Raw genomic sequence first — 26,700 nt, 5'->3', positions numbered from 1 at the left:
AGTTTAGTTTAGTCACTTAAATTATTAGAGTGTAATTTGATATGTGTCAATGGTCTTTTTTTATTTATTGCTAAAACGCTGACATTTTACTTTGCAACTGTGCTGTCTTTTTACTTTACCATAAACATTATAAAGGTTTAAGTAGTAAAAGTATGTAATATTTATAAATGAATGTCAATACAACGGAGATTTAAAAGTGTATTATAACGTTTTTAAACAATAAAAAATTAATTACTAGACTTGTGAAAAAAAAAGTGATTCCCATTAGATACAAGAACCACTTTTTATTATAAAATTTTATAAATTATACTTCGTATAATTTACTGTATTTATCGATTAAATAATCTACATAATATTTTGAATTAGGAGTTTCTCCAGTGGCAATCTCCATAATTTCATTGGGATCTTTTAATTTTCCGTATTTATGGATATTCTCTCCCAAATATTCTTTGATTTTCTCTAATCTACCCTCTTTTAAGATGGTATCTACATCTAATTTATCTCTCATTGTATTCATTATCTGGGAAGCATTGGCACTTCCTAGAGCATAGGATGGGAAATATCCAAATAACCCGGCAGCCCAGTGGACATCCTGCAGAACACCATGGGAGTCATTGGGAGGAGTTACCCCAAGATATTTTTCCATTCGTTCATTCCAAATTTTTGGCAGGTCACAAGCCCTAATTTTACCCTCAATCAGTTCCTTTTCGATCTCGTATCTGAGGATAATGTGCAATGAATAAGTAAGTTCATCAGCTTCAACTCTAATCAGGTCGGACTGGCTCTTATTGATAGCTTTATAAAATTCATCCAGAGTAACATCTTTTAAATTTTCAGGGAAAACTTCCTGTAATTTTGGATAGATCGGGATCCAAAATTCCAAACTTCTGGCAACTAAATTTTCATACAATCTGGATTGGGATTCATGGATCCCCATGGAGTTCCCACCGCCTAATCGAGTCTCCCATATATCCTCACCTATATTTTGTTCGTATATAGAGTGGCCTGATTCATGGATAGTTCCAAAAAGAGACGGCTGCAGATCATTGGAGAAGTATCTGGTAGTCATCCTCACATCATATTTGTTGAGCCCCATAGAAAATGGATGTGCACTTTCCTTCAATAAGCCCCTTTCGAAATCAAACCCAAGATATTTTGCTATGAATATAGAAAAATCTTTCTGTTTTTCAACGGAATAGTCTAATTTTAAAAGGTCATCGGATATAAAATCTTTCTTTTTATTGATCTTTAAGATGAGGGGAACAAGTTTTTCCTTTAAATCTTCAAAGAATATATCCAGCTGCTTAACAGTTATTCCAGGCTCGTAATCATCCAGAACAGCGTCATAGGGATGTTCTTTATACCCTTTATAATTCACATAGTTTTGTTTGTATTTGATTATTTTTTCTAAGTAGGGCAGGAATAATGAGAAATCATTTTTTCCCCGGGCTTCTGCCCATACAGGCTGGGCCTTGGATAGAAGTTCACTGTATTCTTTATACTCGTGTAAAGGAATCTTTTTTATATTTTCGATGTCTTTTTTAGTTTCAATGACGATTTTTTTATGGATTGCATCTAAAAGATCTAAATTTGCAAGTAAAAGATCTAAATTTTTATTGAATTTGTGATCGGTTAGAATTTTATGGGATTCACCACTATAGAAACCCAGGACTTTAGAAGCTTTTCTAATCCCTTCTTTAGGTGCTCCAGTTTCTAAATCCCAGTAAATAATCGATGATGCATAGTCATAATTACTGAGTTCCTCTAACTTATTGATTACATAATCCAATGCTTCCTGATATTTCATTTTCTCCCCCCATGATCTGCTTATTTTTTATCTAAAATCAAATTATTTAAAGATGAGTCTTTTTTTCTTTTAGCCGGGTCGATGAGTCCGTATTCAACCATTAACTTCGAATCGGTTAAGTTATTGTCGTGATCAAAATAATCCTGTCCAATAAGTGAAACATAGGTAGTTCCAACGATCCAGGTATGTTCATTTCCTCTGATAGAAAAATTGTCGTAATTTTCTTCAAAGGGAGCGGAATCCGGTTCTCCCCATTTTTGTGAATAATCTTTGAACAGCCCTTCTACATCAGCTGATCTGACCTTAGTCGGGTCAAAGACCGTTACTATCTTATAGAGCTGGTTGTCCACGAGATAGAAGACAACTTTCCCTATATCTGTACCCTTGGGATAATAATTATATTTTGTGACGTTGCTGCTAGGTGTAAATTCCCTTTCCACCTCAGGATAAAAACCTTTGATGGCATCTATACTGAACCCCCATCCTAAACTTTCAAAATTGGGGATAGCAAAGGTCAGGCAGGTTGTCAAAAAAAACAGTGTTATAATTTTTTTCATTAGTTTTTTTCCTCAAGACCAATAGATTTTGCCTTTTTTAACAGCTGATCTGAAATATCTTCGATGAGACCCTGGGTACTGAAGTCCTTAAATATTTTAATATTATCTATGATGTAAAGAGTGTCTTCGACCTTCATCCTGCCGCAGCCAATGGGCATTCCGAAGTCATATAAGATAGCGTAATATGAATCTTTAACCTCTTCAATCTGGGCTTCTCCTGTAACTTCTTTCATTATTCTAGAGTAAGACATAAACATGAGTGGTCCTTTTCCAACTTCTACTTTAAACATATATTCCTCCTGATTTTTAAATTTAATACTATATTTATGATCTATTATATCATAAAATTCATATCATCTTGTAAAAATCAAATTAAATTTATCGGAAAGCTCAGGATTTAAGCTGTATCCCTCCAGATTAAATTCTTTGATCCGATCTATAGAAGTAATCTTGTTTTTGACTATATAGTTGAGCATCAGGCCGCGCCCCATTTTCGAATAAGTACTTACCGATTTATAGAGATCCCCTTTTTTTTCTTTGAAATCTATGGTTATCATGGGTTTTTCTATGATTTTGGAAAATTCTTTCGAGGCTAAATTTAAGACGAGTTCATCTTCTTCAAAATATCCGTTCACTTCTTTTTTCCAAAATTTATATAAATTCTGATCTTTCAGGAGTTTCATATTCATATCCAGTCTGTATTCTTTGATGAAGTCAGAGGGCTTAAGGATTCCATAGAGGGCAGAAAGGATGATAAGATGGGAATCTAAAAATTCGAATTCCTTCTCATTATAGCTGTCTAAGTCCAGTTGTTTAAATGATATCCCATTGTAAGCTCCTATGGCTTTTTTAGTATTGGCACTTTTGTAGTTTTCATAGATCTCTTTCACATGATTTAAGGTGTTTCCTTTGACCTTCATTATTCTGGTTATTTCATCCAGGGACAGACTCTTTAAGTGCTTTAAAAGAAAATTTGTCTTACCGGTGAAATTTATTTTAAGCGGGGTTTTTACGGAATCTGAAAAATCCATTGATTTTGCCGGTGAAAATATAATTTTCATACTGAACCTCCTGTGTATAATTATTTTAATTATAATACCAGGGATGGGAAATTCATAATTTTTTTAAATTAAAGGAGTATATATATTTTCCCCACCGTGTATTATTTCGTGGATAGTTTCTTCTATAATTCTAAACCCTAATATTATTTCATCTTCACTTACGGCAGCAAAACTGATCCTTATTTTATTGGAACTGGTTTTTTTATAAAAAAATACATTTCCAGGGAGGACATTGACACCCCGTTCTTTAAATTTCATATACAATAAATCACAATTTAAATCATTTAGAACTGAAACCCAGAAATAAAACCCGCCTTCAGGAAGATAATCTAATTTTAAAAATTTGGATTTAAAAATAAGGGATTTTACCAGTTCATATTTTTGTTTATAAAAACTTCTTATTTTTAACAGGTGTTCCTCATAATGGTTTTCTAAAAATACATTCAATGATCTTTGAGATAAACTGCAGGATGATATGTCGGAGATAAATTTAGAATTAATAATGCTGGAAATGAATTTTTTAGGGGGAATTAAATACCCTAACCTCAGACCAGGCATAATAACTTTAGAAAAAGTATTTATATAAAAAACTTTATCCATAAAATCCATGGATTTTATGGAAGAAGTGGGAATATCGTGGTAATACAATTCGGATAAACAATCGTCTTCAATAATATAAAAGCTATATTCTTCAGCTAAGTTTAATAATTTAATTTTTTTATCGTCGGACCATTTATAGCCTGTTGGACTCTGAAAATTAGTCATGACATATACATAGTCTATTTTTTTTGATTTAAGGATATCTTCCAATGTCTCCATATCAAAGCCATCGGCTTGTACAGGGACGGTTTTAATTTTACAAAAATTAGAAAAAGTAGTGATTGCACTGGAATAAGTGGGACTTCCTAAAATAATGGTAGAGTTGTTTTTTATTATTCCTTTTTTTAACAGATCTAACCCCTGCTGTGCCCCGTTAATAATCTGAATTTCCTTATGAGATATATTTTTTATCTCTTTTTTCAGTAGATTAGCAATGTTTTTTCTCAAGTCTAAATTTCCTTGAGAATCTTCATAAATAAATAGATCGGAACCGTCCTCTAAAAAAAGATTGGAAATAATATTTTGAAAGATCTCAGTGGGAAATATTTCTTTATTGGGGGTAGCACTGGCAAAATTAATATTGGAATTTATTTTAATCTGCCCGTTTTTAAAATTCTCTAAGATTGGTTTTTGCAGGGTGCAGGTGTTGTTTAAATTTATATTTTTAACAAAGGACCCGCTTCCCTTTACTTTATAGATATATCCGTCTGCTTCTAGCAGGGAATATGCCTTTAAAACGGTGATATTATTGATTTTAAGTTTATTTGCAATCTGTCGGATCGAGGGTAATTTTTCATCTACTTTGAATCTTTTAGTGAGGATCTCTTCCTTAAAATGTGAATAAATCTGTTTGTAGATATCTGTGTCTTTATTTAGAATTATTTTTATGTTCATTTGCTCTCCTTTTAATCGAAAGTGTTATACACCACTTTTGTTTGGATTTTATTGACAAAGTATAACTTTGAGATTATACTTACTATAAATATACGATAATAATACAAAAAAATCAAGAACAGTATCAAGTGATGTATAACAGTTGTTGTGGAGGAGTGAAAATGAAGTATAACTTTAATGAAAAAATTGATAGAAAAAATAATCATTCTGCTAAATGGTCGGAAATGGATAAAAATTTTGTTTCAAATGACCTTTGGCCTATGTGGATAGCGGACATGGACCTGAAAACAGCTCCAGAGGTAACTGAGGCCATGGCAGAAAAAGCACACGAAGGTATCTTTGGATATGTTTACAGACCGGATGCCTACTATAGGAGTGCTGTGGGATGGTGTAAAGATAGATTTTCCTGGGAGATAGAGACAAAAAACCTCATCCATACTCCAGGAGTAGTACCGGGGATATCTCTTATGATAAGACTATTAACGAACCCCTCGGATAAAATAATGATACAAAATCCTGTATACTATCCATTTACAAATGTAGTAAAGAAGAATAACAGAAACCTTGTGGTAAACTCATTAATCAAAGATGAGAGTGGATACTATACTATGGATTATACAGATTTTGAGGAGAAAGCAAAGGATCCGGATTTAAAGTTTTTTATTCTTTGTAATCCGCATAATCCAGTGGGAAGATCTTGGAAGAGAGATGAGCTTGAAAAGATAGGAAAGATCTGTTTAGAAAATAATGTAAGAATAATTTCAGATGAGATATGGAGAGACCTTGTAATGCCTGGGAATGTACATACTCCAATGTCTTCTATCTCAAAGGAGATAGAGGACATTACAATTACTTGTTTTTCTGCAGCCAAAACTTTTAATTTAGCAGGACTTCAGGCAGCATTTTTACACTTTCCAAGACTGGATGAGAGAGAAATAATGGATACAGAGCTTGGGATATTGGATATAAAAAGAAATAATCCATTTGCAATTGTTGCAGTGGAAGCAGCTTTTACAAGGTGCCATTCGTGGGCAGATCAACTGGTAGAGCATATAGATGGAAATATGGATTATTTGGTAGATTATGTTTCTAAAAACCTACCAAGAGTAAGGGTAAGAAAACCAGAGGCAACTTATCTTGTTTGGCTTGATTTTTCAGACTACGGCCTAAATAAAGATGAACTTTCGAGACTAATGCAGGAAAAAGGAAAGATAGCACTGGATGATGGTTATTGGTTTGGAGTAGAAGGGGAAGGTTACGAAAGGATAAATGTAGCGTGCCCAAGATATATGTTGGAAGAAGGAATGAAGAGAATTAAAAAAGCAGTGAATCATTTATAATAAAAAATTTAAATAAAAAGATTAAAATACAAAATGTTATATTTATTAGGGAATCTAGAGGAGGAAAAATGAAAGGAATTCAAGAAAAAGGATTTGGAACAAAGGCTATCCACGGAGGGTCAGAAAAAAATCCATTCGGAACATTAGCAACACCGATATATCAAAGTTCTACATTTGTATTTGACACTGCAGAACAAGGCGGTAGAAGATTTGCTTTAGAGGAAGCGGGATATATTTATTCGAGATTAGGAAATCCTACATCAAGTGTTGTAGAAGGGAAATTAGCGTTATTAGAGGGAGCAGAAGCAGCGTTAGCAACTAGTTCAGGAATGGGAGCTATCTCTTCTACAATGTGGACACTGCTTAAAGCTGGAGACCATGTGTTAGCGGACAAAACTTTATACGGATGTACATATGCGTTCTTAAGTCATGGATTGACTAAATTCGGAATAGACGTGGAATTTGTAGATACTTCTGATTTAGAGGCTGTAAAAAAATCTATGAGACCTAACACAAGAATAGTTTACTTAGAAACACCGGCAAACCCAAATTTAAAAATTGTAAATATAAAGAAAATTTCTGAAATAGCTCATGAAAACAAAGACACATTGGTAGTAGTAGATAATACATTTGCAACACCGTATCTTCAAAATCCTATAAAATTAGGAGCCGACCTAGTAGTTCATTCAGCTACTAAATATTTAAACGGTCATGGAGATGTAGTAGCAGGATTTGTAGCAGGAGACTTAGAGACAGTAACCCAGATAAGATTAGTAGGTGTAAAGGATATGACTGGTTCTGTGCTAAGCCCGCAAGATGCTTTTCTTATGATAAGAGGAATGAAGACTTTAGAGCTTAGAATGGAAAGACACTGCAGTAATGCAGGGGAGATAGCTGAATTCTTAGATGCTCATCCTATGATAGAAAAGGTATATTATCCAGGACTTGAATCTCATGAAGGGCATGAAATTGCAAAGGAGCAAATGAATGGATTCGGAGGAATAATAGCATTTGACGTAAAAGGCGGGATAGAAGCAGGAAAAAAATTATTAAACAGCTTGGAATTATGTACTCTAGCAGTAAGTTTAGGGGATACAGAAACATTGATCCAGCATCCGGCATCTATGACTCATTCTCCATACACTAGGGAAGAAAGGTTGGCATCAGGAATTACAGACGGACTTGTTAGAATATCTGTAGGTTTAGAAGGTGTAAATGACATTATAGATGATTTGAAGCAGGGATTAGAAAAAATATAAGGTAAATTATTTAAGGGGGGAATTAACTATGTCAGGGGAATTGAAAAAAAATGGAATTTGGGAATCGTATAAACCTATGATTCTTTTGTTAATGGGAATCGTAGCCGGAAGTATTATTGGTTTAATTTATGGGGAAAAAGCAACAGTTTTAAAACCATTTGGGCAGATTTTTCTTAATTTAATGTTTACAGCAGTAGTACCACTGGTATTTTTCAGTTTGGCCAGTTCAATAGCTAAGATGTCAAATATGCAGCGTTTAGGGAAGATTCTTAGAAATGTTTTAGGTATCTTTTGTATCACAGGAATGTTTGCTTCAATTATTATCATCATTATAGTTAGAATCTATCCACCGGCACAGGGTGTGGTAATGGACTTCGGAGAATATATTCAGCCTGAAAAAGCTAATTTATTGGATCAATTAGTAAAAGCTCTTACAGTTGGAGACTTTAATTTGATCTTATCCAAGAATGCCATGCTTCCACTGATAATTTTTGCCATGACATTTGGTTATTGTGTCAGTGCGGTTAACAAAGCCAGAGGCGTTACTACAAGTGCCTTGGTAGATGTGCTGGATATGTGCAGTGAAGTATTTATGAAAATGATAAGCATTATTATGTTATATGCACCGATTGGATTGGGAGCTTATTTTGCAGCATTGATAGGTCAGTTTGGTGCTGATTTATTAGGAGCTTATGCCAGAGCTATCTTGATGTTTTATCCTATTTGTATCATCTATTTTTTAACGGCATTTACGGGGTATGCATATTATGCCGGCGGGAAAAAAGGAGTAAAATTATTTTATAAAAATATATTTCCTGTAGTATTGACGTCGTTAGCTACTCAAAGTTCAGTGGCTACTCTGCCGACTAACTTTGAAAGTGGGAAAAAAATAGGGGTTCCTGAAGATATAAGCAGTATTACCCTTCCACTTGGAGCAACTATTCATATGGATGGAACGGCACTGACTACATTGATGAAAATAGCCTTCTTATTTGGAATCTTCAATATGGAGTTTACAGGAATAGGAACATGGGCAACAGCTATTGCCATATCGGTGATGTCTGGAGTGGTAATAAGTGGAATTCCAGGAGGAGGAATGATGGGTTCACTTATCATCGTTGCTTTCTACGGATTTAACCCGGAGGTTATACCAATTATAGTAACTATAGGAATTCTTACAGATGCTATGGCTACAATGATAAATGCAACTGGAGATTGCGTGGCATCTATGATGGTAGCAAGAAGAGTTGAAGGTAAAGGCTGGATGGATAAATCCAGTGGAGATTTGGAAGAATTAAAAGCGGATACCGTTGTTTAAAAACTTAGAATAAATTAAAAAAGGCTTGAATCCTGTGAAGGATTCAAGCCTTTTTAAAAAAATTAATCATTCAACTATCTTATGAGCTTTTTTTTTACTTTTTGCCAAATACAATTCTTTTATCAGAGCAAAACTAGGGATAGCTATGATGATTCCCAGAGCACCCCAAACACTGCCCCCGAGGGTAACCGCTGCAATAGCCCAAAACATACTGAGGTTCAGGCTGGTTCCTAAAATCTTAGGTTCTAAAACCCAGGCATCAAATTGCTGCAATAATGCCAAGAAAATTATAACTATAAGGGTATTACCGGGATTGGTAAATAATGCTATAGTTGCTCCTAAGACAATACCGATAAAGGGACCTAGATAGGGCACAAAATTGAAGACAGTAATAAATATCCCCAGTAAAATAACATAGGGAATGTGCATAATGGTCAACCCAACCATGGCGATTCCACCTATTATCAGGGAATCCAATGTTTTTCCTGAAAGGTATCCTAAGAATACCCTTTCTATTTTGTGAGATAGACTTTTTATTTCGCCGGATAACTTTTTAGATAAAAAGGTGTCTAAAATTTCTTTGGCTAAGGTATGAAAATATTCCTTGTTTCCTAAAAAAAATATAGAAAAAATAAGGGAAAAAATCAAACTTACAATTTTTGCTGTAACCCCTAAAAACTGGCCAACTAAGAAGGAAAACTCCTGCTTCAGGAAAATAAGGGTCTTCTGCTGTAGGAGTAAAAGTTCATTTAAAAGATTGACATCCTTTAAAAATGGAAGGAGGTGTCTATACTTAGCTACAGAATTTTCAAAGACTGAGATATATTTTGGATAATTTTCTATCAGATCGGATATATTTCCAATCAATCTAGGGATTATAAATGAAAAGAATAATCCCAAAAGGAGAAAGAGGGAAAAATATAGGATTAGAATACTGGATTTTCTATTTATTTTTTTGTTTTTTTCAAAAAATTTTAGGATGGGATTCAATAAAAAAGCAATAATCCCGCCATAGATAAATACTGAAAAAAAGGAGAAAAACTTTCCCAGGGTAAGGGTGATAGCTCCCGGGTTATTAAATCTTGTGTAGATTAAAATTAAAATTATCCCTGTAAAGAGGGGTTTGTTTATCTTTTTCATTTGGATTCTCCTTTTGTGCTAAAAAAATTATAAATTATACATTTAATTTCCAACTGTTCCTTAATTTTACCCGATATAGCAGGCAAAATCAAACTAAAATTATTAAAAAATTACACTCCTGCATGCTTTTAATCTGTGGAATCAGACAGCATTGTAGGAGTCGGAGGAATCCTATTTTTATTGCCAAAATTCATTAAATGTTATATAATACAATATAAAACAATAAAGAAATTAGGTGGTAGGAAATGAAAAAAGGTGTAAATAAAGATAAACCAAAAGGAACAGAATACAATATACTGAAGGCTATAAAAAAAACAAAGAGATTTGCTGAAGTAAAGGAAGCGGCCAGAAGAACTGATAAAAAAAGATTGAATGCAGAAGCCAGAAAAGAAAAGGATGAGAAACAAGCTAAGATAGATGCTGCGAAACAATTGACATTGGTAGGGTATAAAAAAGGTTATATCTTAGTAGAGATAGATGGGAAGATAGAAAAAAGAAAGCCATTCTATCCGAAATTAACTTTTACTAAGGAAAACTATAAAACTCATATTGGGGATATAGCAATAAAATTATATGGAAACCATATTAGAATAAGAGAAATATTAGGGTATGAAAATATTGTAAAGGAATTGGCATTTGAAATAGAAGGAACCCTGTAATATGGTAAAAAAAATAATTATTAGATGCCCGAAGTGTAAGAAAAAGATGAAAATTGCGGACAAACCTGCTAAATACAGGTGCCCCAGTTGTGGAGAAGTCTATAAATATACTGCATTAAAAAAAGCGGCCGGATATCCGGGAAAGATCATATCCGGGATATTTCAAACAGGAAGAGACATAGTTGTAGGGGTAAAAACCAAGTATACTATGGCTAAAAACACTGCTAAATATATGAAACAAGTTAAGAAAAATATGAAGGCAGATCCTAACTGGTCAAATGTAAAAAAAGAAGAAAATCGTATGAAGGAAGCTGAAAAAGCAAATAAAAAATCAGTTTTTGACAGATTTAAAAAGAAATAAATATAGATTAATTTTTAAGGAAAATCTACTCTTTCAACAGGGTAGGTTTTTTGTTTTTGTTGTGAACTATATAAAACTCAAATTTTTTTTAATTTTTAAAGGAATTATCATAAAAAATATGTAAATCTAAATAAGGTAATAAATCTAAAGGGAGGGACTTATGAATTCTTATACAGATGTTGAAAAAAAACTATGGCCCAAATATCGTGAGGAAATTAATCATTCTAGAAATACCGTTGAAGTTGAAGGGGTATTTACCATGCAGGTAGCGGAACTTTTAAGTGAGATTCTCGGAGAAAAAATCTATTCGGAAGATGTTATTTTTCATCCCCAGGAAGAGTGCTTCTACAGGTTTACAGAAAAATTATTGAAAAACGAAAACTTTAAAACCGCTTTTGAAAGTTCGGATTTAGGAGCTATTATAGACAGGTATGCTCATTCAGCAAATAGCCGGTATGTTCATCTGAGTAAATTGCCTGAAAAGACTAATTCCAAGATAAAAAGACATTAGTCCCTGATTATTCAGGGGCTTTTTTTTTGCATAAAGGCCTTTAATTCTTTGATTTTAATCTTTAAAAATCAAGGATGGATTAAATGTGTGAAGTGGAAAAACATCTCTATCTATGGTATAATTTTATGATTAAATGGACAGTTATGCACTGAGTCATAACAGGGATAATTTATTAAAAATAGCAATAAGAGGTGAAAACAGATGATAAAAATATATATCGCTCCCATGGCAGGAGTGACAGATTATACATATAGAAGAATTATGAATAAATTCCATCCGGATTTGATGTTTACGGAGATGGTAAGTGTAAATGCAGTGAAGATGGCCAATGAAAAAACAATAAAACAAATGCTTAGACTGCTTCCCAATGACGGGGTCCAGATTTTCGGCCGGGATATAGACGTTATGGTGGAATGTGCTAAATATGTAGAGAGCTTGGGAGTAACTTATATAGATGTAAATATGGGGTGCCCCATGCCTAAGATCACAAAGAACGGTTATGGATCAGCTCTATTAGAGGATCCAGAACATATAAGAAAATTGATGACAGCCATAAAAAATGCCTTAAAACCTGAGACAAAACTATCTATGAAGATAAGAATAGGTTATAAGGAGCATAAAAATCCGGTAGAGATAGCCAAGATAGCGGATGAATTAGGTCTGCACCATATTACAGTCCATGGGAGAACCAGGGAACAAATGTACAGCGGGACGGCTAATTGGGAGACTATAAAGCAGATAAAAGAAGCTGTGTCTATACCGGTTATCGGGAATGGGGATATATTTACAGCTGAGGATGCCTATGAAAAAGCTACTGAATCAGGGGTAGACGGAATAATGCTGGCTCGTGGAATATATGGAAATCCATGGCTGATTCAGCAGATAAGGGAAAGATTTGAAACTGGAGAAGTGAAGACAAAAATAACATATATCGATAAGATAGATATGGCATTAAAACATATAGACTATATGAAGGAAGATTATCCTGAAAAGCAGTTTAATTTTGAGATAAGAAAACATCTATGCTGGTATCTCAAGGGAATAACCGGTGGGAGTAAGGTGAAGAATCTGCTGAATAAGATAGATAACTACGATGAGATAAGTGAAGTATTGATAAGGTTGAAAGAAAAATTAAAGGAATATAATTCACAATAAAAAGCAAGAAAATAAAATTAAAAGTGAGGTTTAAGATAATGAGTAAAGAAACGCCACTCATGAAACAATATAAAGAGATAAAGGAACAGAATCAGGAAAATATCCTATTTTTTAGATTAGGAGATTTCTATGAGATGTTTTTTGAGGATGCTGTAATTTGCTCAAAAGAATTAGGTATAACCTTAACCAGTAGAAATAAGGAAAAGGGGCAGAATGTGCCTCTGGCAGGAATACCATACCATTCAGCAGCAGGATATATATCAAAATTAGTAGCCAAGGGGTACAAGGTTGCCATATGTGAGCAGGTAGAAGCTGCCAGCGAAGCCAAGGGTCTGGTAAAGAGGGAAGTTGTAAAGGTGATCACACCTGGTACGGTAATAGATACCGATTATCTCGACGATAAGAGCAATAACTATCTTTTAGGGATAATAATCAGAGAAAATAAAGCAGGGATATCCTATCTGGATATAACCACAGGGGAATTTAAGGTAACCCAGTTGGAAGGAAAAGATATAATATCTCAAGCCATAAATGAAATCTATAAATTATCTCCTACAGAGATATTGGTAGAGAGCAGAACCCTGGAAAGGTTTAACGAGGAATTCAGTGATTATAAAAAATTAAATGAGATTGTGATAAACCCCATAAATAAAGTGAAAAATGCAGATGAGATATTAAAAAAGTATTTTAATGTAATCTCCCTGGAAAGTTACGGGATAGACAGGAAGGAACTGGCTGTGGATGCCGGTGGATTTGTTTTGGAGTATGTATTGGAGCTGCATAAATACAATGAACTGCCTATTCAGACGATCTCCTATGACAATAGGATGAATTATCTGGAATTAAACCTGGCCACCCAGAAGAACTTGGAATTGGTGGAAAATACAAGGGAAAAAACTAATATGGGAACTCTCCTATGGGTCTTGGACAGGTGTAAAACTTCCATGGGAACCAGGATGCTGAAAAAGATGATAAAGAATCCCCTTTTAAATATCGACGAGATAGAAAAAAGACAGGGAGATATAGGTTATTTTATAGATGAGGTTTTAGTCCGTGAAGATGTGAGGGAAGGATTGAAGAGTATCTATGATTTGGAAAGACTCATAGGGAAGATAATCCTGGGAACTGAAAATGCCAGAGATCTGATAGCTATTAAAAAATCTATCAAATCATCTTTAGAAGTTATAAAAATCCTGGGAGCAAACCAGATGTTTACCACCGATATAAAAAAATTAGTGGAGATCTATAATCTGATAGAAAGATCCATAGTGGAGGAACCGCCGTTTTCCGTTAGGGAAGGGGGGATGATCAAAACCGGTCATAATGAAACTTTGGACGAACTCCATACCATCTCTAAATCAGGAAAAAACTATATTTTGGAGATAGAAAAAAAAGAGAAGGAAAAAACCGGGCTAAAAACCCTCAAGATAAAATACAATAAAGTATTCGGTTATTTCTTGGAGGTAAGCCGGGCTAATTCTCATCTGGTTCCGGAGGAATATATAAGAAAACAAACTCTTACCAATGCCGAAAGATATATAACTCCTGAATTAAAGGAATATGAATCTACTATATTGAATGCCAAGGGAAAGATCGAAGGGCTGGAATATGATCTGCTGAAAGAGATCTCGGGAAAGCTGGTAGGAGAGATAAAATTACTGCAAAAACTGGCCTTTGGATTAGCCTATGTAGATGTAATCGCATCTTTGGCCGATATAGCTACTAAAAATAACTATATATGCCCGAAAATAGTAGAGGGATACGATCTGGAGATAAGAAGCGGCCGTCACCCAATTGTGGAAAAACTCGTTGTAGGAGAGGACTATATAAGTAATGATATTATATTGGACGAAGAGACCAAGGTAATTGTACTGACAGGGCCGAATATGGCAGGTAAATCTACCTATATGAAACAGGCAGCTCTCATTATACTGATGGCCCAAATGGGTTCTTATGTGCCGGCCTCCAGTGCTACGATAGGTATTGTAGATAAGATATTTACAAGGGTTGGAGCCAGTGACGACCTGGTAAGCGGGCAGTCTACATTTATGGTAGAGATGAGTGAGGTAGCCAACATAGTAAACAATGCTACAGACAGGTCTTTTGTTATTTTAGATGAAGTAGGCCGTGGAACGTCTACATTTGACGGTCTTTCTCTGGCAAGTGCTATAACAGAGTATATCCATGATAATTTGGGAGCTAAAACTATATTTGCTACCCATTATCATGAGCTGACAGAGCTGGAATATAAATTGAAATATCTGTCCAACTATAGGATAGAGGTCAGTGAAGCCAACGATGAAGTGGTGTTTCTCCGTGAAATAGTAAAGGGAGGAGCCGATAAATCCTATGGAATCGAGGTAGCCAGGCTTGCCGGCCTGCCAGCTGAAATACTGCTGAAAGCCAAACAGCTTCTGCAGGTTTTGGAGACGAAAAAAGCTATAATCGAGGAAAAAATAGGGTCGGAACAACTGTCGCTGTTTGGAGGATCCCCTATAAAAATAGAAAAACCAAAAATAGTAGAACCTCAAATAAGTACAGGTGAAAAGAAAATTTTAGCCGAGGTAGCTAAACTGGATGTAAATAACCTGACACCCTTGGATGCTATGATGAAATTAAATGAACTTAAAAACTTATTGATGAACTAATAAGTTTTTATCGCTAATTATTCTGGCGTTGGTTACTCTTTGACATCGTAATTTTTTTATAACTATAAGAAAATTTCGTACTCGTCAATCGAGCAACCATAAAAAGGATGAGTTTGTACCGATTAAAAGGGGGTAAATATGCTCAAAAAAATATCATACTATATAGGTGCAATACTTTTAGTGGTATTTGTCTACTTTAACTATATAAAGGAACCGGAGCAGATAGAAAAAAAAGGTGAGGAATCCCTGGTAACTTCCAATGTTTCTTATGATGTGGAAAATTACCACGTAGAAGCAGAGAAGCAGATCGATGATACTGTTAATAATAAAAGAACCTTTGAGAAAGCTGTAGCCATGTTTGACGGGATGAAGCTGTCTGGAGATAATGCCCTGGTAGACAGTGCAAATAATTTATTTTTAGAAAACAATATACTGGGAGTATCTCAAAATGGATGGAAAATAGAGGCGGAAAAAGCTAATTATGACCAGAAAGCAGAGAAAATATATGCCAGCAACCAGGTGAAAGCGTACAATGAAGAGGAGGGTATTACCCTTTATGGAGATTCATTGGTGACAGACACAAAATTAGAAGATTTAAACTTAAAAGATGACATAAGGGTGGTAACAGACAAGATGCAGCTCAGTGCAAATTTTGTGCATTATAATGATGCCACTAAGATTTTGGATGTGAAGGAAAACATCAGGATAAGAGGAAGGAAATTAGGGGCTTTGCAAACTGACGAACTATCCGGCCACTTTAAAGAAGCCAGATATGACGGGATAAAGAAAACTATCCATGCCCAGGGAGATTTTGTCATATATTATAAGGGGGCAAACCTTAGAGCGAAAGATTTTAAATATGATGAGATTACAGGGAATTTTACTATCTCTAAAGATATAGTGATAGAATTTGAAAATGGAAACCTGACTGTGGAGAAGATAAATTATGTGGCTGATGAAAATAAGATGTATTTCACAGGACCTCTCAGGGGAAAAAATGGCAACTTTAATCTGGCTGCCGACAACGGAGTGTATGATAGTCTTACCGGGATGTTGAAAGTAGATGGAAACATTAAAATTGACAATAAAACAAGTAAACTTTCAGCTGACAGGGGAACCTATGATACAAAAACAGGGGATCTCTATATGACCTCTAAAAAATCAGTGAGTTATGAGGATTTAGACAGGAAAATCCTTACCAAAGATCTCGCTTATAACAGTAAAACCAAGGAATTAAAACTATTAAACAGCTACGACTATAGGGGAGATACCTATGAAAGTATAGGAAAAGAACTTTATTATAACGATGAAACTAAGATTGGAAAAATTACAGATGGAAGTTTTAAAGGGGACCAGCTGGATGGCCGGGCTCAGAAGGTTGACTTTAACTTAGAAAAAAAATCATATATATTTACAGGGGATGCTGAAGTTACCCATAGGGGATCGATCCTAAAGAGTCAAAGGATAGATGTGGATGACCTGAATAAAAGAGCCTATATCTATGGGAAATATACAATCTATAACCCCGAGGATAAAATAACTTTTTATGGTGAAAATGCTGAATATAAGATGGATGCAGGAGACTTGATTTCCAGAGGCAGAGTGACGGTGATCCAGGATAAAAAAAATATGACAGGTGAAAATTTAACTTATAATTCCAATACAGGCTTAGGAAAGATAGAAAAAAATATAGTTATTGTAGATGAAGATGGGTCTAAAATGGTAGGAGACCGGGGAGAATTTGATACCAATAATTATGCTGAAATCATCGGGAACTTAAAGATAACAACAAATGATGCCACTCTCTATGCTGATCGTGGAAAATATATATTTGCTGAACAAAGGGTGGATATACCAGGGGATATTAAGATAATATCTAAAGATGGAAATGCAACTATGAATGATGGAATTTATTTTGTTTCTGAGAAAATGGTGAAGGCCAAAAACTTTAATGGAATAAGCGGGGATAAAAAAGCCTCTGGTGATGAGGTGAATTACTTTATTCCCAGACAGGTTGTTCAGCTGAATAAAAATGTAGTGATACAAAATCCAGGGATGAAATTTACAGGCAGTCAGGTAGAATACTCCTTTATTACAAATGATATCTATACTTCGGAAAAATATAAGATCTATTATGAAAATTATACAATAGATGGCCGGACTATGAAGGGGAATATGGAAAGTGAGATCTTAGATGGGACTAAAGTAAACTTAAGATCATCCACAGGGGAAGAACTCTATGGCGATTTTATGTTTGGGGATCTAAAAAACAGACAGATCGATCTGGATGGAAATGTACGTGCTACTGCCTTTAATGTAGACAAAAAAACACAGAAAAAAGAACCTGTTAAGATAAGAGGTGACACAGCTAAGATATTTTTATATGAAGATGCCAACGGGGAATTATCCATTTCAAGATCTGAGATAAAGAAAAATGGAGTCTATGAATATCAGGATATGACCCTGTATTCAGATTATATGGAAGTGGATCTGATAAAAAAACTGGCTCTGGGACGTCGTGGTAACCATCTGAATATAGGTGGTACAACCGATGTTAAATCTGAAATTACCGATATCGATATGAATACAGAGATAGCAGTTCTTATAAATGATGTGGAATTCAAAAACGTGGATAAAGACGGAAAAGTCATGACTGCATCATCTGATAAGGGAGAAATATTTAATAAAACTAAGGTTGCCGTTTTACGGGAAAATGTGGCAGCGGACACAATAGAAAACCATATTGAAGCTGACTACGCAAAATACTTCATGGAAACAGGGATATTGAATGCCGAAGGAAATGTAAGGATAGATTATAAAAAGTAGGAGGTAAAATTTGAAGAGTATAATTGCTCAGGATCTGTGTAAAAGCTATAAGAAAAGAAGAGTTGTAAATAAAATAAGTTTAGAAGTACATAAGGGTGAGATAGTTGGGCTTTTAGGACCTAATGGAGCAGGAAAAACTACTACTTTTTATATGATCACAGGGATAGTAAAACCTGAATCTGGAAAAGTTTTTTTCAATGAACAGGATATAACTGATTATCCTATGTATAAAAGAGCCAATATGGGAATTGGATATCTGGCCCAGGAACCATCTATATTTAGAGACCTCAGTGTAGAGGACAATATCCTGGCTATCTTAGAGATGAGAAAGATAAAGAAAGAAGAAAGAATTAAGATAAAAGATGATCTGTTGGAAGAGTTTAAACTTACCCATGTGGAAAAATCCATGGGGTATTCCCTCTCTGGAGGAGAAAGAAGGAGGGTTGAGATAGCCAGAACAATAGCTAACAACCCGGATTTTATTCTGTTGGATGAACCCTTTGCAGGGGTAGATCCGATAGCTGTAGAGGATATCCAGGAGATTATAAGGTATCTGAAAAAAAGAGGACTGGGTATCTTGATCACAGACCACAGTGTGAGGGAAACACTGGGAATCACCGACAGGGCCTATGTAATGGCTCAGGGGGAACTCCTGATAAGCGGGTCACCGGAAGAGATAGCCAACGACGAAAGAGCAAGAAAGATCTATTTGGGAGAGGGGTTTAAATTAGATTAGGTTATCTGATTTTTCAATGTCTAGATGTGATATAATAAAAATTAAGAAAAGTAATAACTAAAAGATTAACCACCAATTACGCTAATGACACGAATAAAAACTTGAATAAAATATACAATTGATAATACATAGAAAGAAATTTAAAATTTAAACCTTGAGCACAAAGCACACAAAGGAAAAGAAAGAAAGTTCTCAAAGAGTATCTGAAACAAAGATTTTTATCTCTGAGAATCTCAGTATAACTCTGTGTCTTTCCGTTGAAAGGTTTTAATCTGTGAAAATCAAAATATTAAAATGAAAAACCAAAGGAAAATATCTGTGGGGCCAATAAGAGTCTCAGGATAATTTAACTATTTAAATTTTGGAGGATAGGATGAATAATTTAACGGGTAACGAAATCAGAAGAAAATTTATAGAATTTTTTGAAGGAAAACAGCATAAACACTACGAAAGTGCATCATTGATACCGGATGATCCGACACTACTATTGACAGTAGCAGGAATGGTACCTTTTAAACCTTATTTTTTAGGACAAAAAGAAGCTCCTACACCGAGAGTGGTTACTCACCAAAAGTGTATCAGAACTAACGACCTTGAAAATGTAGGGAGAACAGCCAGGCATCATACCTTCTTTGAGATGTTAGGAAACTTCTCATTTGGAGATTATTTCAAAGAAGAGGCTATAGCCTGGTCTTGGGAATTTATCACAGAGGTATTGAAATTAGATCCAGAAAAATTATGGATATCTGTATTTACAACAGATGATGAAGCTGAGGAAATCTGGAATAAAAAAATTGGCGTACCAATGGAAAGACTGGTAAGATTAGGAGAAGATGATAACTGGTGGTCAGCAGGTCCTGTGGGATCGTGCGGACCTTGTAGTGAGATCCATGTAGACCTGGGAGTAGAGTATGGAGGAGACGAAAACTCGAAATTAGGAGATGAAGGGACAGACGACAGATTTATCGAAATATGGAATCTGGTATTTACTGAATATAACAGGATGGAAGATGGGTCGTTGGAGCCGTTACCAAAGAAAAACATCGATACAGGAGCAGGTCTTGAGAGGGTAGCTGCAATGGTGCAGAAAAAAGCCAATAACTTTGAAACTGATCTGATTTTTCCTATCATTGAAAAAGCTGGAGAACTGACAAATTCTGAATACACATTTGGAAAAGATGATAAGATCGATTTCTCATTAAAGGTGATCGCAGACCATATAAGAGCCATTACATTTATGATAAGTGACGGAATCTTGCCTTCTAACGAGGGAAGGGGATATGTTCTTAGAAGGATCTTGAGACGTGCAGTAAGACATGGAAGGTTACTGGGAAATAAGGAAAATTTCCTGTATAAATTAGTGGATACAGTAATAGAGTTAATGGGAGAAGCTTACCCGGAACTGGTAAAAAATAAAGATCATGTTGTGAAAATGGTAAGAATTGAGGAAGAGAAATTCTCAGCTACCCTGGATCAGGGGATGATCATTGCATTGGACGAGATCAAAAAAGCTAAATCGGAAAATAAGACAGAATTAGACGCCGGTGTAGTATTTAAACTATACGACACTTTTGGATTCCCATATGAACTTACAGAGGAGATCTGTGAGGAAGAGGGAGTAACTATTTCCCATGATGATTACCTTGCGAAGATGGAGGAGCAGAGAGAGAGAGCCAGGTCGTCTAGAGAAGTGGTTAAAGAAGCCGGGCAGGATTCATTTATAGAAGAGTTTTTTGATAAACATGGAAAAACTGATTTCGTTGGTTATGAAGTATTTGAAACAAAAGCTAAAATATTACACGTAAAAGATAACAATGAAGGAAACTACACAATAATTTTCGATAAGACTCCATTTTATGCTGAGTCAGGCGGGCAATCTACCGATACCGGTAAAATAATCGGAGAAGAGATCTTTGGAGCAGTTACAAGTGTAAGAAAACAAAAAGATATATTTATCCATACTGTGAAGATGGCAGAGGGCGGAAATAAGTTGAAAAAAGGTTTAGAGTTAGAGTTATCTATCAATAAACACAGAAGAGTAGAGATTAAGAGAAACCATACTGCGACACATATATTGCATAAAGCTTTAAAAGAAGTTCTTGGAGATCATGTACAACAGGCAGGATCATTGGTATCACAGGATAGATTAAGATTTGATTTTACTCACTATGAAGCTGCAACAAGAGACCAAATAAAAGAAGTGGAAAAAATCGTAAATGAGCAGATATTCAGAAATGTTCCTTTAAGTATTGAAGAACTTACTATGGATGAGGCTAAAGAAAAAGGTGCAACAATGTTATTTGGAGACAAATACGGAAGTAAGGTAAGAGTTGTGGAAATACCGGGATTCTCTATGGAGTTATGTGGCGGAACTCATGTAGAGAGAACAGGAGAAATCGGGTTATTTAATATCTTAACTGAAACTGGAATTGCTGCCGGAGTAAGAAGGATAGAGGCAACAACAGGGTTTACTTCATATAAGATAGTAAATGAAATGGAAGATGGTATATTTGAACTGGCGAAGATATTAAAATCAGAACCTTATCACGGGAATTTAATTGCTAAAGCAAATAAGGTAGTAGAGGATTTAAAGGCCGCTAATAAAGAGGTTGAAGCACTTAAATCTAAATTAGCTGGATATGAAGCTCATTCACTCTTTGATAATGTAGAGGAGATAAATGGTGTAAAAGTGTTGGTTTCTGCATTTAAAGATAAAGAAGCAGGCGGATTACGTGAGATTGTAGACAAAGCTAAGGATAAATTAGGCAGCTGTGTAGTTATCTTAGGAACAGATAACGGGAAAGCTGTATTTGCCGTAGGAGTAACCAAAGATCTTATGGGGAAGGTAAAAGCCGGAGACCTGGTTCGTGAAATCGCTAAAATTGCCGATGGAAATGGCGGGGGAAGACCGGATTTCGCCCAGGCAGGCGGGAAAAACGGAAATAAAGTTCCTGAAGCTTTAAAAGTGGCAAGAACTATATTAGGAGAAAAATTATAACTCTTCCTTCGGATGGGATTCTACGAATATTAAAATCAAATATAATTAAAATTTGATTTCAAATGTAGACCCTTATGGGGGAAACCGAGGTTTAGGCTTGAGTTTGAATTTAATAAAAAAGTTTTAGAAAAAGATTATTGCATAATCTTTTTCTAAATATCTTAAATTTGGTTTCTCCATAGGAGAAACCATAAAAGGAAGAGGTAAAAAAATATGTTTAAAAGATATTTGTCTCTGGATGTAGGAGATGTAAGGATAGGAGTGGCTAAATCCGATATAATGGGTATGATAGCAACCCCTTTAGAAGTAATAGACAGGAGGAAAACCAAGGCTGTAATGAGGGTAAAAGAGCTCTGTGAAGAGCATAATACCAAGAGTATAGTTATTGGTATTCCAAAGAGTCTGGATGGAACAGAAAAACGTCAGGCTGAAAAAGTAAGGGAATTCATGGAAAAATTGAACAAAAAGATAGACGGGTTGGAGTTTATAGAGATCGATGAAAGGTTATCAACGGTGTCAGCGGATAAGATGCTGCAGAATAATGGTGTAAAGGGTGCCATAAATAAAAGGAAGACGGTGGATCAGGTAGCTGCAGCAATTATTCTGCAAACGTATCTGGATATGAAAAGATAGGATAAAAAAGGGTATCACCAAAGTATCTATAAATTTACTACATAAATTAAGAACTTTGAGACAATTCGGCTGAAAGCCGTTAGGGGAGGCAGAAAAAGTGGCTAGAATGAGAAAAGGATATATGTACAGAATAATATTTGTGGCAATAGTTGTACTGAGTGCTGCATGGTTTACAATGACTAAACCAGTAAAATTAGGATTGGATCTAAAGGGCGGAGTATATGTGCTGCTCGAGGCAAAACCGGAAGAGGGACAAAGGTTAGACAATGAAGCTATGGGAAGACTTATTGAAGTGTTGAATAGAAGGGTAAACGGCTTGGGAGTATCTGAATCTTCTGTACAAAAAGTAGGAGATAAGAGGGTAATGGTTGAATTACCTGGGATAACCGATACAGAACAAGCAATAGCTATGATCGGAAAAACTGCGCTTATGGAATTTAAGATACAAAATGCAGATGGGACATTGGGAAAAACTTTATTAACTGGTAAGGCATTAAAATCAGCAGCTGTATCTTACGACAACCTGGGGAGACCTCAAATTTCATTTGTAATGAACCTGGAGGGAGCAGCAAAATTTGCTGAAATAACTAGAAATAATATAGGTAAACAGCTTGCCATCACAATGGATGGAGTGGTACAGACTGCTCCTAGAATCAACAGTGAGATAGCTGGTGGACAAGGAGTTATTACAGGTAACTACACGGTAGAGGAAGCTAAAAATACTGCATCACTATTAAATGCAGGGGCTTTACCGGTAAAGGCTGAGATCTTGGAAACCAGATCGGTAGGAGCAACATTGGGAGATGAATCTATAGCTCAATCAAAAACAGCTGGAATGATAGCTATAGGACTAATCGCCGTATTTATGATGGTTTTCTACAGATTACCAGGAGTGGTAGCCAACCTGGCATTAATTTGTTTTGGTCTGATCACCTTTGCTACACTTAATTTCTTTGGTGCTACCCTTACATTACCAGGGATTGCAGGAATCATTCTTTCAGTGGGAATGGCAGTAGATGCCAATGTAATTATATTTGAGAGGATAAAGGAAGAGTTGAGGTTTGGAAATACAGTTATGGCTTCTATAGAGGCAGGATTCAAAAAGGCATTCAGTACAATAATGGACTCAAATATCACAACCCTTATAATAACAACTATCTTATTTACTTTAGGAACTGGACCGGTAAAGGGATTTGCAGTAACACTGACTATAGGTGTACTTGCATCGATGTTTACAGCTATCACAATAACTAAGGTATTACTTAGAGGATTTACAATGTTATTTAAAATAGATAAGCCAATCTTATTTGGTGTTAGGGGGAAATAATAGTGAAAATAAAAATAATTGAAAATAGAAAAAAATTCTTTACGTTCTCAACTATATTAGTTGTATTAGCTTTAGTTTCATTGATGTCCAAAGGATTAAACTATGGTCTTGATTTTAGCGGAGGAAACCTTATTCAGGTTAAATTTGAAAAAACTATGGAATTGAAGGAATTAAATCCCATATTGGATGAGATTGCTTTGGATATCCCGCAGATCGACAACAACAGCAGGAAAGTACAGATCTCGGATGGGAATGAAGTTATCATAAGAACACCTGAGATGAGTGAAAAGGTAAAAAATGACTTTATGAAGGACTTGGAAGAGAAAGGCGGGAAGTTTGACCTGCTTAGATCCGATAAGGTAGGAGCTTCTATAGGGGAGGAATTAAAAAGCACAGCAATAATAGCATTATTTGTTGGATTGATCTTAATAGTCGGGTACATTACCGTTAGATTTGAGTTTAAATTTGCACTGGCAGCAGTAATAGCTCTTTTCCATGACGTTATAATAGCTGTAGGAGGAATTGCACTGTTGGGATACGAGGTAAATACACCGTTTATAGCAGCAGTTTTAACGATCTTAGGATATTCTATAAATGATACAATAGTAGTATTTGACAGAATCAGAGAAGTACTGAAAAAGAAGAAGGCGGGTTCACTGGGAGAAGCTGTAGATCTAAGTGTCAACCAAACTTTAACCAGATCGATCAATACTTCATTTACAACATTTCTGGCTATCCTAGCTATATTATTATTTGGTGGAGCTAGTTTAAAGGTGTTTATTACAACGCTATTGATAGGAGTATTAATAGGAACTTATTCATCTATCTTCTTGGCCAGCCCCCTTATCTATCTATTGGATAAAAATGAGAAACTAGAGGATATCGGACATAACTAAGGATTATCAAAATAGCAAATAGATGAAATCTATCTATTTGCTATTTTTTTTTAATTCAGAGTTGTTTAATTCGGTTATAATTCGTGTAATTGGTGACAAAAAAGTTACTCCTTCTATTGATATAAGGCCGCTTTCTTTTAGAGAGAAATTTTACAAGAATTAAAATAACGGTTTGTGTTATAATTAAGAGTATAGAAAAAATTTAAAAAAGTTTTGAGGAGATATAAAATGGCAAGAGTAATGTTAAAAAAAGATAAGGAAAAGAAGATACAAAATTTTTATCCAAATGTATTTAAAGATGAGATAAAGCAAATAATGGGAACAGTTAAAACTGGAGACATAGTAGATGTATGCAGCGAGGATCTTACATTTATTGGTCGTGGTTATGTTGTAGAAAATACCAATGCTTTGGTAAGAGTGTTGACAACCAGGGAAGAAACTATAGATAAGAAATTTATATTAAATAGAATAAAAGTTGCATACGATAAAAGAAAATATTTAAATAAAGAGACCAACTGTACCAGAATATTTTTCTCGGAAGCCGATGGAATACCGGGGCTGATTGTAGATAAATTTGATAAATATCTATCGGTGCAATTTAGAAATTCAGGTGTAGAGGCATTTCGTCAGGAGATTATAAATGCATTGAAAAAAGTAGCAAAACCAAAGGGAATCTATGAGAGAAGTGATGTAGAAAATAGAACCCACGAGGGAGTAGAACAGAAGACGGGAATAATATATGGTGATATACCGGATAGAGTAACTATGGAAGACAACGGCTTAAAGTATACGGTGGATATAATTGATGGTCAAAAAACCGGTTTTTTCCTGGATCAGAGAGATTCCAGAAAATTTATAAGACCATTTTTAAATTCAAACACCAGGTTTTTAGATGTGTTTTCATCTAGCGGCGGGTTCTCTGTGGCGGCACTTGCCGAAGGGTGTCAAAAAGTTGTAGCTGTAGACAAAAATCCCCATGCTCTGAAACTATGTCTGGAAAACTATGAACTAAATGGTTTTGAAAATAAATTTGAAGTTGTAGAGGGAGACGCCTTCTCTATTTTAAAAACGTTATCAAACAGGGGAGAAAAATATGATGTTATAACCTTAGACCCTCCTTCACTGATCAAGAAAAAAATAGATATAAAGAGGGGAAGAGATTTCTTCTATAAACTATGCGTAGACAGTTTTAAGATGCTGGAAACAGGTGGGATATTAGGAGTTATAACTTGTGCTTACCATATGAGTTTAGAGGATGTAATGGAAGTGACGAGGATGGCAGCTTCTAAAAATGGTTTATGTTTAGAGGTAATAGGGATAAATTATCAGCCTACAGATCATCCATGGGTACTGCATATACCGGAAACACTATATTTAAAAGCTCTTTGGGTAAGAGTAATTGAAAGATAGGAGGAGTTAATGTATATAGATATTGCAGCTGGAATTATATTAGTTTTGGGAGTGTTAATGGGTTTTAAAAAGGGTTTTTTCTTTGAGGTGCTGTCATTTTTCATCTTAATATTAAATGTAGTTTTGGCTAAAAAGTGGACACCCTATGTCTATGAATATGTTAGCGGCACCGTTAACATAAATGAAAATGTTTTATATTTTTTAACTTATTTAGCTCTTTTAACAGGACTCTATATGGCAAGTTCTGTTATTTTATCCGTTTTAAGAAAAATTCTTCCTAAGATGTTCATGGGATTGACAGACAGCATCTTGGGAGGAGTTTTAGGTGGGTTAAAGGGCGGGTTTATAATTTTCGTACTCCTAATATTTTTTAACTTACTGTCTAGTATGTCTTCAGGAATGGAAGGATATTCAAAAGACAGCAGGGTAAATAAATTCTTTCTAAAGAATGTCACAAAATTAGAGGGATACTACCCTGAAGCTGTAAAAGAAAAATTAGAGGAGCTTGAATTCAGAAAAAGTGTAGAAAAACAGATAAAAGAATATATGTCAAAATAAGGGGTA

General features: G+C 35.0%; 22 protein-coding genes. 16 read left to right on the top strand and 6 right to left on the bottom strand.

Annotation, left to right across the window (positions count from 1 at the left end; all coding sequences use genetic code 11):
- Window positions 1–304 precede the first annotated feature (304 nt).
- The 5 genes from DYH56_RS09165 to pdxR form a co-directional block, all read right to left on the bottom strand.
- Window positions 305–1,807 (bottom strand): carboxypeptidase M32, encoded by a 1,503-nt coding sequence (locus tag DYH56_RS09165; RefSeq protein ID WP_114642563.1) that lies wholly within the window; start codon window positions 1,805–1,807, stop codon window positions 305–307.
- 20 nt (window positions 1,808–1,827) lie between these two features.
- Window positions 1,828–2,364: a hypothetical protein gene (locus DYH56_RS09160; RefSeq protein WP_114642562.1), complete on the bottom strand. Its 537-nt coding sequence runs from the start codon at window positions 2,362–2,364 to the stop codon at window positions 1,828–1,830.
- Complete coding sequence (locus tag DYH56_RS09155; RefSeq protein WP_114642561.1) at window positions 2,364–2,654, bottom strand: hypothetical protein; 291 nt, start codon at window positions 2,652–2,654, stop codon at window positions 2,364–2,366. Before DYH56_RS09155 ends, DYH56_RS09160 begins: the two co-directional genes overlap by 1 nt.
- 63 nt (window positions 2,655–2,717) lie before the next feature.
- Window positions 2,718–3,425, bottom strand: coding sequence for a YaaA family protein (locus DYH56_RS09150; RefSeq protein ID WP_114642560.1), 708 nt, complete (start codon window positions 3,423–3,425; stop codon window positions 2,718–2,720).
- Window positions 3,426–3,488: 63 nt separating this feature from the next.
- Window positions 3,489–4,919, bottom strand: coding sequence for a MocR-like pyridoxine biosynthesis transcription factor PdxR (gene pdxR, locus DYH56_RS09145; protein WP_114642559.1), 1,431 nt, complete (start codon window positions 4,917–4,919; stop codon window positions 3,489–3,491).
- 161 nt (window positions 4,920–5,080) lie between these two features.
- On the opposite strand from pdxR, the gene DYH56_RS09140 reads away from it, so the two are divergent.
- From DYH56_RS09140 to DYH56_RS09130, 3 genes are all read left to right on the top strand, one after another.
- Complete coding sequence (locus tag DYH56_RS09140) at window positions 5,081–6,259, top strand: MalY/PatB family protein (protein WP_114642558.1); 1,179 nt, start codon at window positions 5,081–5,083, stop codon at window positions 6,257–6,259.
- 68 nt (window positions 6,260–6,327) lie between these two features.
- Window positions 6,328–7,518 carry a methionine gamma-lyase gene (megL, locus tag DYH56_RS09135; RefSeq protein WP_114642557.1) on the top strand — a complete coding sequence of 397 codons (1,191 nt, stop codon included), beginning with the start codon at window positions 6,328–6,330 and terminating at the stop codon, window positions 7,516–7,518.
- 28 nt (window positions 7,519–7,546) lie between these two features.
- Entirely contained in the window at window positions 7,547–8,836 is a 1,290-nt protein-coding gene (locus tag DYH56_RS09130; RefSeq protein WP_114642556.1) for a dicarboxylate/amino acid:cation symporter, read from the top strand.
- 66 nt (window positions 8,837–8,902) lie between these two features.
- Here DYH56_RS09130 and DYH56_RS09125 read toward each other — a convergent pair whose 3' ends face one another.
- Entirely contained in the window at window positions 8,903–9,976 is a 1,074-nt protein-coding gene (locus tag DYH56_RS09125; protein WP_114642555.1) for an AI-2E family transporter, read from the bottom strand.
- Between the two features lie 245 nt (window positions 9,977–10,221).
- On the opposite strand from DYH56_RS09125, the gene DYH56_RS09120 reads away from it, so the two are divergent.
- From DYH56_RS09120 to DYH56_RS09060, 13 genes are all read left to right on the top strand, one after another.
- Complete coding sequence (locus DYH56_RS09120) at window positions 10,222–10,635, top strand: hypothetical protein (RefSeq protein WP_114642554.1); 414 nt, start codon at window positions 10,222–10,224, stop codon at window positions 10,633–10,635.
- A 46-nt stretch (window positions 10,636–10,681) separates the two neighbouring features.
- Window positions 10,682–10,996, top strand: a complete 315-nt coding sequence (locus DYH56_RS09115; protein WP_233500021.1) for a hypothetical protein — start codon at window positions 10,682–10,684, stop codon at window positions 10,994–10,996.
- Between the two features lie 160 nt (window positions 10,997–11,156).
- Window positions 11,157–11,507 (top strand): hypothetical protein, encoded by a 351-nt coding sequence (locus tag DYH56_RS09110; RefSeq protein WP_114642552.1) that lies wholly within the window; start codon window positions 11,157–11,159, stop codon window positions 11,505–11,507.
- Between the two features lie 201 nt (window positions 11,508–11,708).
- Window positions 11,709–12,662: a tRNA dihydrouridine synthase DusB gene (gene dusB, locus DYH56_RS09105; RefSeq protein ID WP_114642551.1), complete on the top strand. Its 954-nt coding sequence runs from the start codon at window positions 11,709–11,711 to the stop codon at window positions 12,660–12,662.
- A 38-nt stretch (window positions 12,663–12,700) separates the two neighbouring features.
- Complete coding sequence (mutS, locus tag DYH56_RS09100) at window positions 12,701–15,310, top strand: DNA mismatch repair protein MutS (protein ID WP_114642550.1); 2,610 nt, start codon at window positions 12,701–12,703, stop codon at window positions 15,308–15,310.
- 138 nt (window positions 15,311–15,448) lie between these two features.
- The gene (lptC, locus tag DYH56_RS09095; protein WP_114642549.1) at window positions 15,449–18,136 is read left to right on the top strand and encodes an LPS export ABC transporter periplasmic protein LptC; all 2,688 of its coding nucleotides are present in this window, start codon (window positions 15,449–15,451) and stop codon (window positions 18,134–18,136) included.
- Window positions 18,137–18,146: 10 nt separating this feature from the next.
- Complete coding sequence (gene lptB / locus DYH56_RS09090; RefSeq protein WP_114642548.1) at window positions 18,147–18,872, top strand: LPS export ABC transporter ATP-binding protein; 726 nt, start codon at window positions 18,147–18,149, stop codon at window positions 18,870–18,872.
- 373 nt (window positions 18,873–19,245) lie between these two features.
- On the top strand, window positions 19,246–21,870 hold the full coding sequence (gene alaS, locus DYH56_RS09085; RefSeq protein ID WP_114642547.1) for an alanine--tRNA ligase: 2,625 nt from the start codon (window positions 19,246–19,248) through the stop codon (window positions 21,868–21,870).
- Between the two features lie 213 nt (window positions 21,871–22,083).
- Window positions 22,084–22,503, top strand: a complete 420-nt coding sequence (ruvX, locus tag DYH56_RS09080; RefSeq protein ID WP_114642546.1) for a Holliday junction resolvase RuvX — start codon at window positions 22,084–22,086, stop codon at window positions 22,501–22,503.
- A gap of 106 nt (window positions 22,504–22,609) precedes the next feature.
- Window positions 22,610–23,830, top strand: a complete 1,221-nt coding sequence (gene secD / locus DYH56_RS09075) for a protein translocase subunit SecD (RefSeq protein WP_114642566.1) — start codon at window positions 22,610–22,612, stop codon at window positions 23,828–23,830.
- Complete coding sequence (gene secF, locus DYH56_RS09070; RefSeq protein ID WP_369928444.1) at window positions 23,827–24,726, top strand: protein translocase subunit SecF; 900 nt, start codon at window positions 23,827–23,829, stop codon at window positions 24,724–24,726. Before secD ends, secF begins: the two co-directional genes overlap by 4 nt.
- A 228-nt stretch (window positions 24,727–24,954) precedes the next feature.
- The gene (locus DYH56_RS09065) at window positions 24,955–26,136 is read left to right on the top strand and encodes a class I SAM-dependent rRNA methyltransferase (RefSeq protein WP_114642527.1); all 1,182 of its coding nucleotides are present in this window, start codon (window positions 24,955–24,957) and stop codon (window positions 26,134–26,136) included.
- Between the two features lie 9 nt (window positions 26,137–26,145).
- Entirely contained in the window at window positions 26,146–26,694 is a 549-nt protein-coding gene (locus DYH56_RS09060; protein ID WP_114642526.1) for a CvpA family protein, read from the top strand.
- Window positions 26,695–26,700 lie beyond the last annotated feature (6 nt).

The sequence above is a fragment of the Psychrilyobacter piezotolerans genome, assembly GCF_003391055.1.
In the GTDB taxonomy this organism is placed as follows: Bacteria; Fusobacteriota; Fusobacteriia; order Fusobacteriales; family Fusobacteriaceae; genus Psychrilyobacter; species Psychrilyobacter piezotolerans.
Note: the sequence above shows the minus strand (reverse complement) of the source record. Positions and strands in the feature narration are given on the sequence as shown.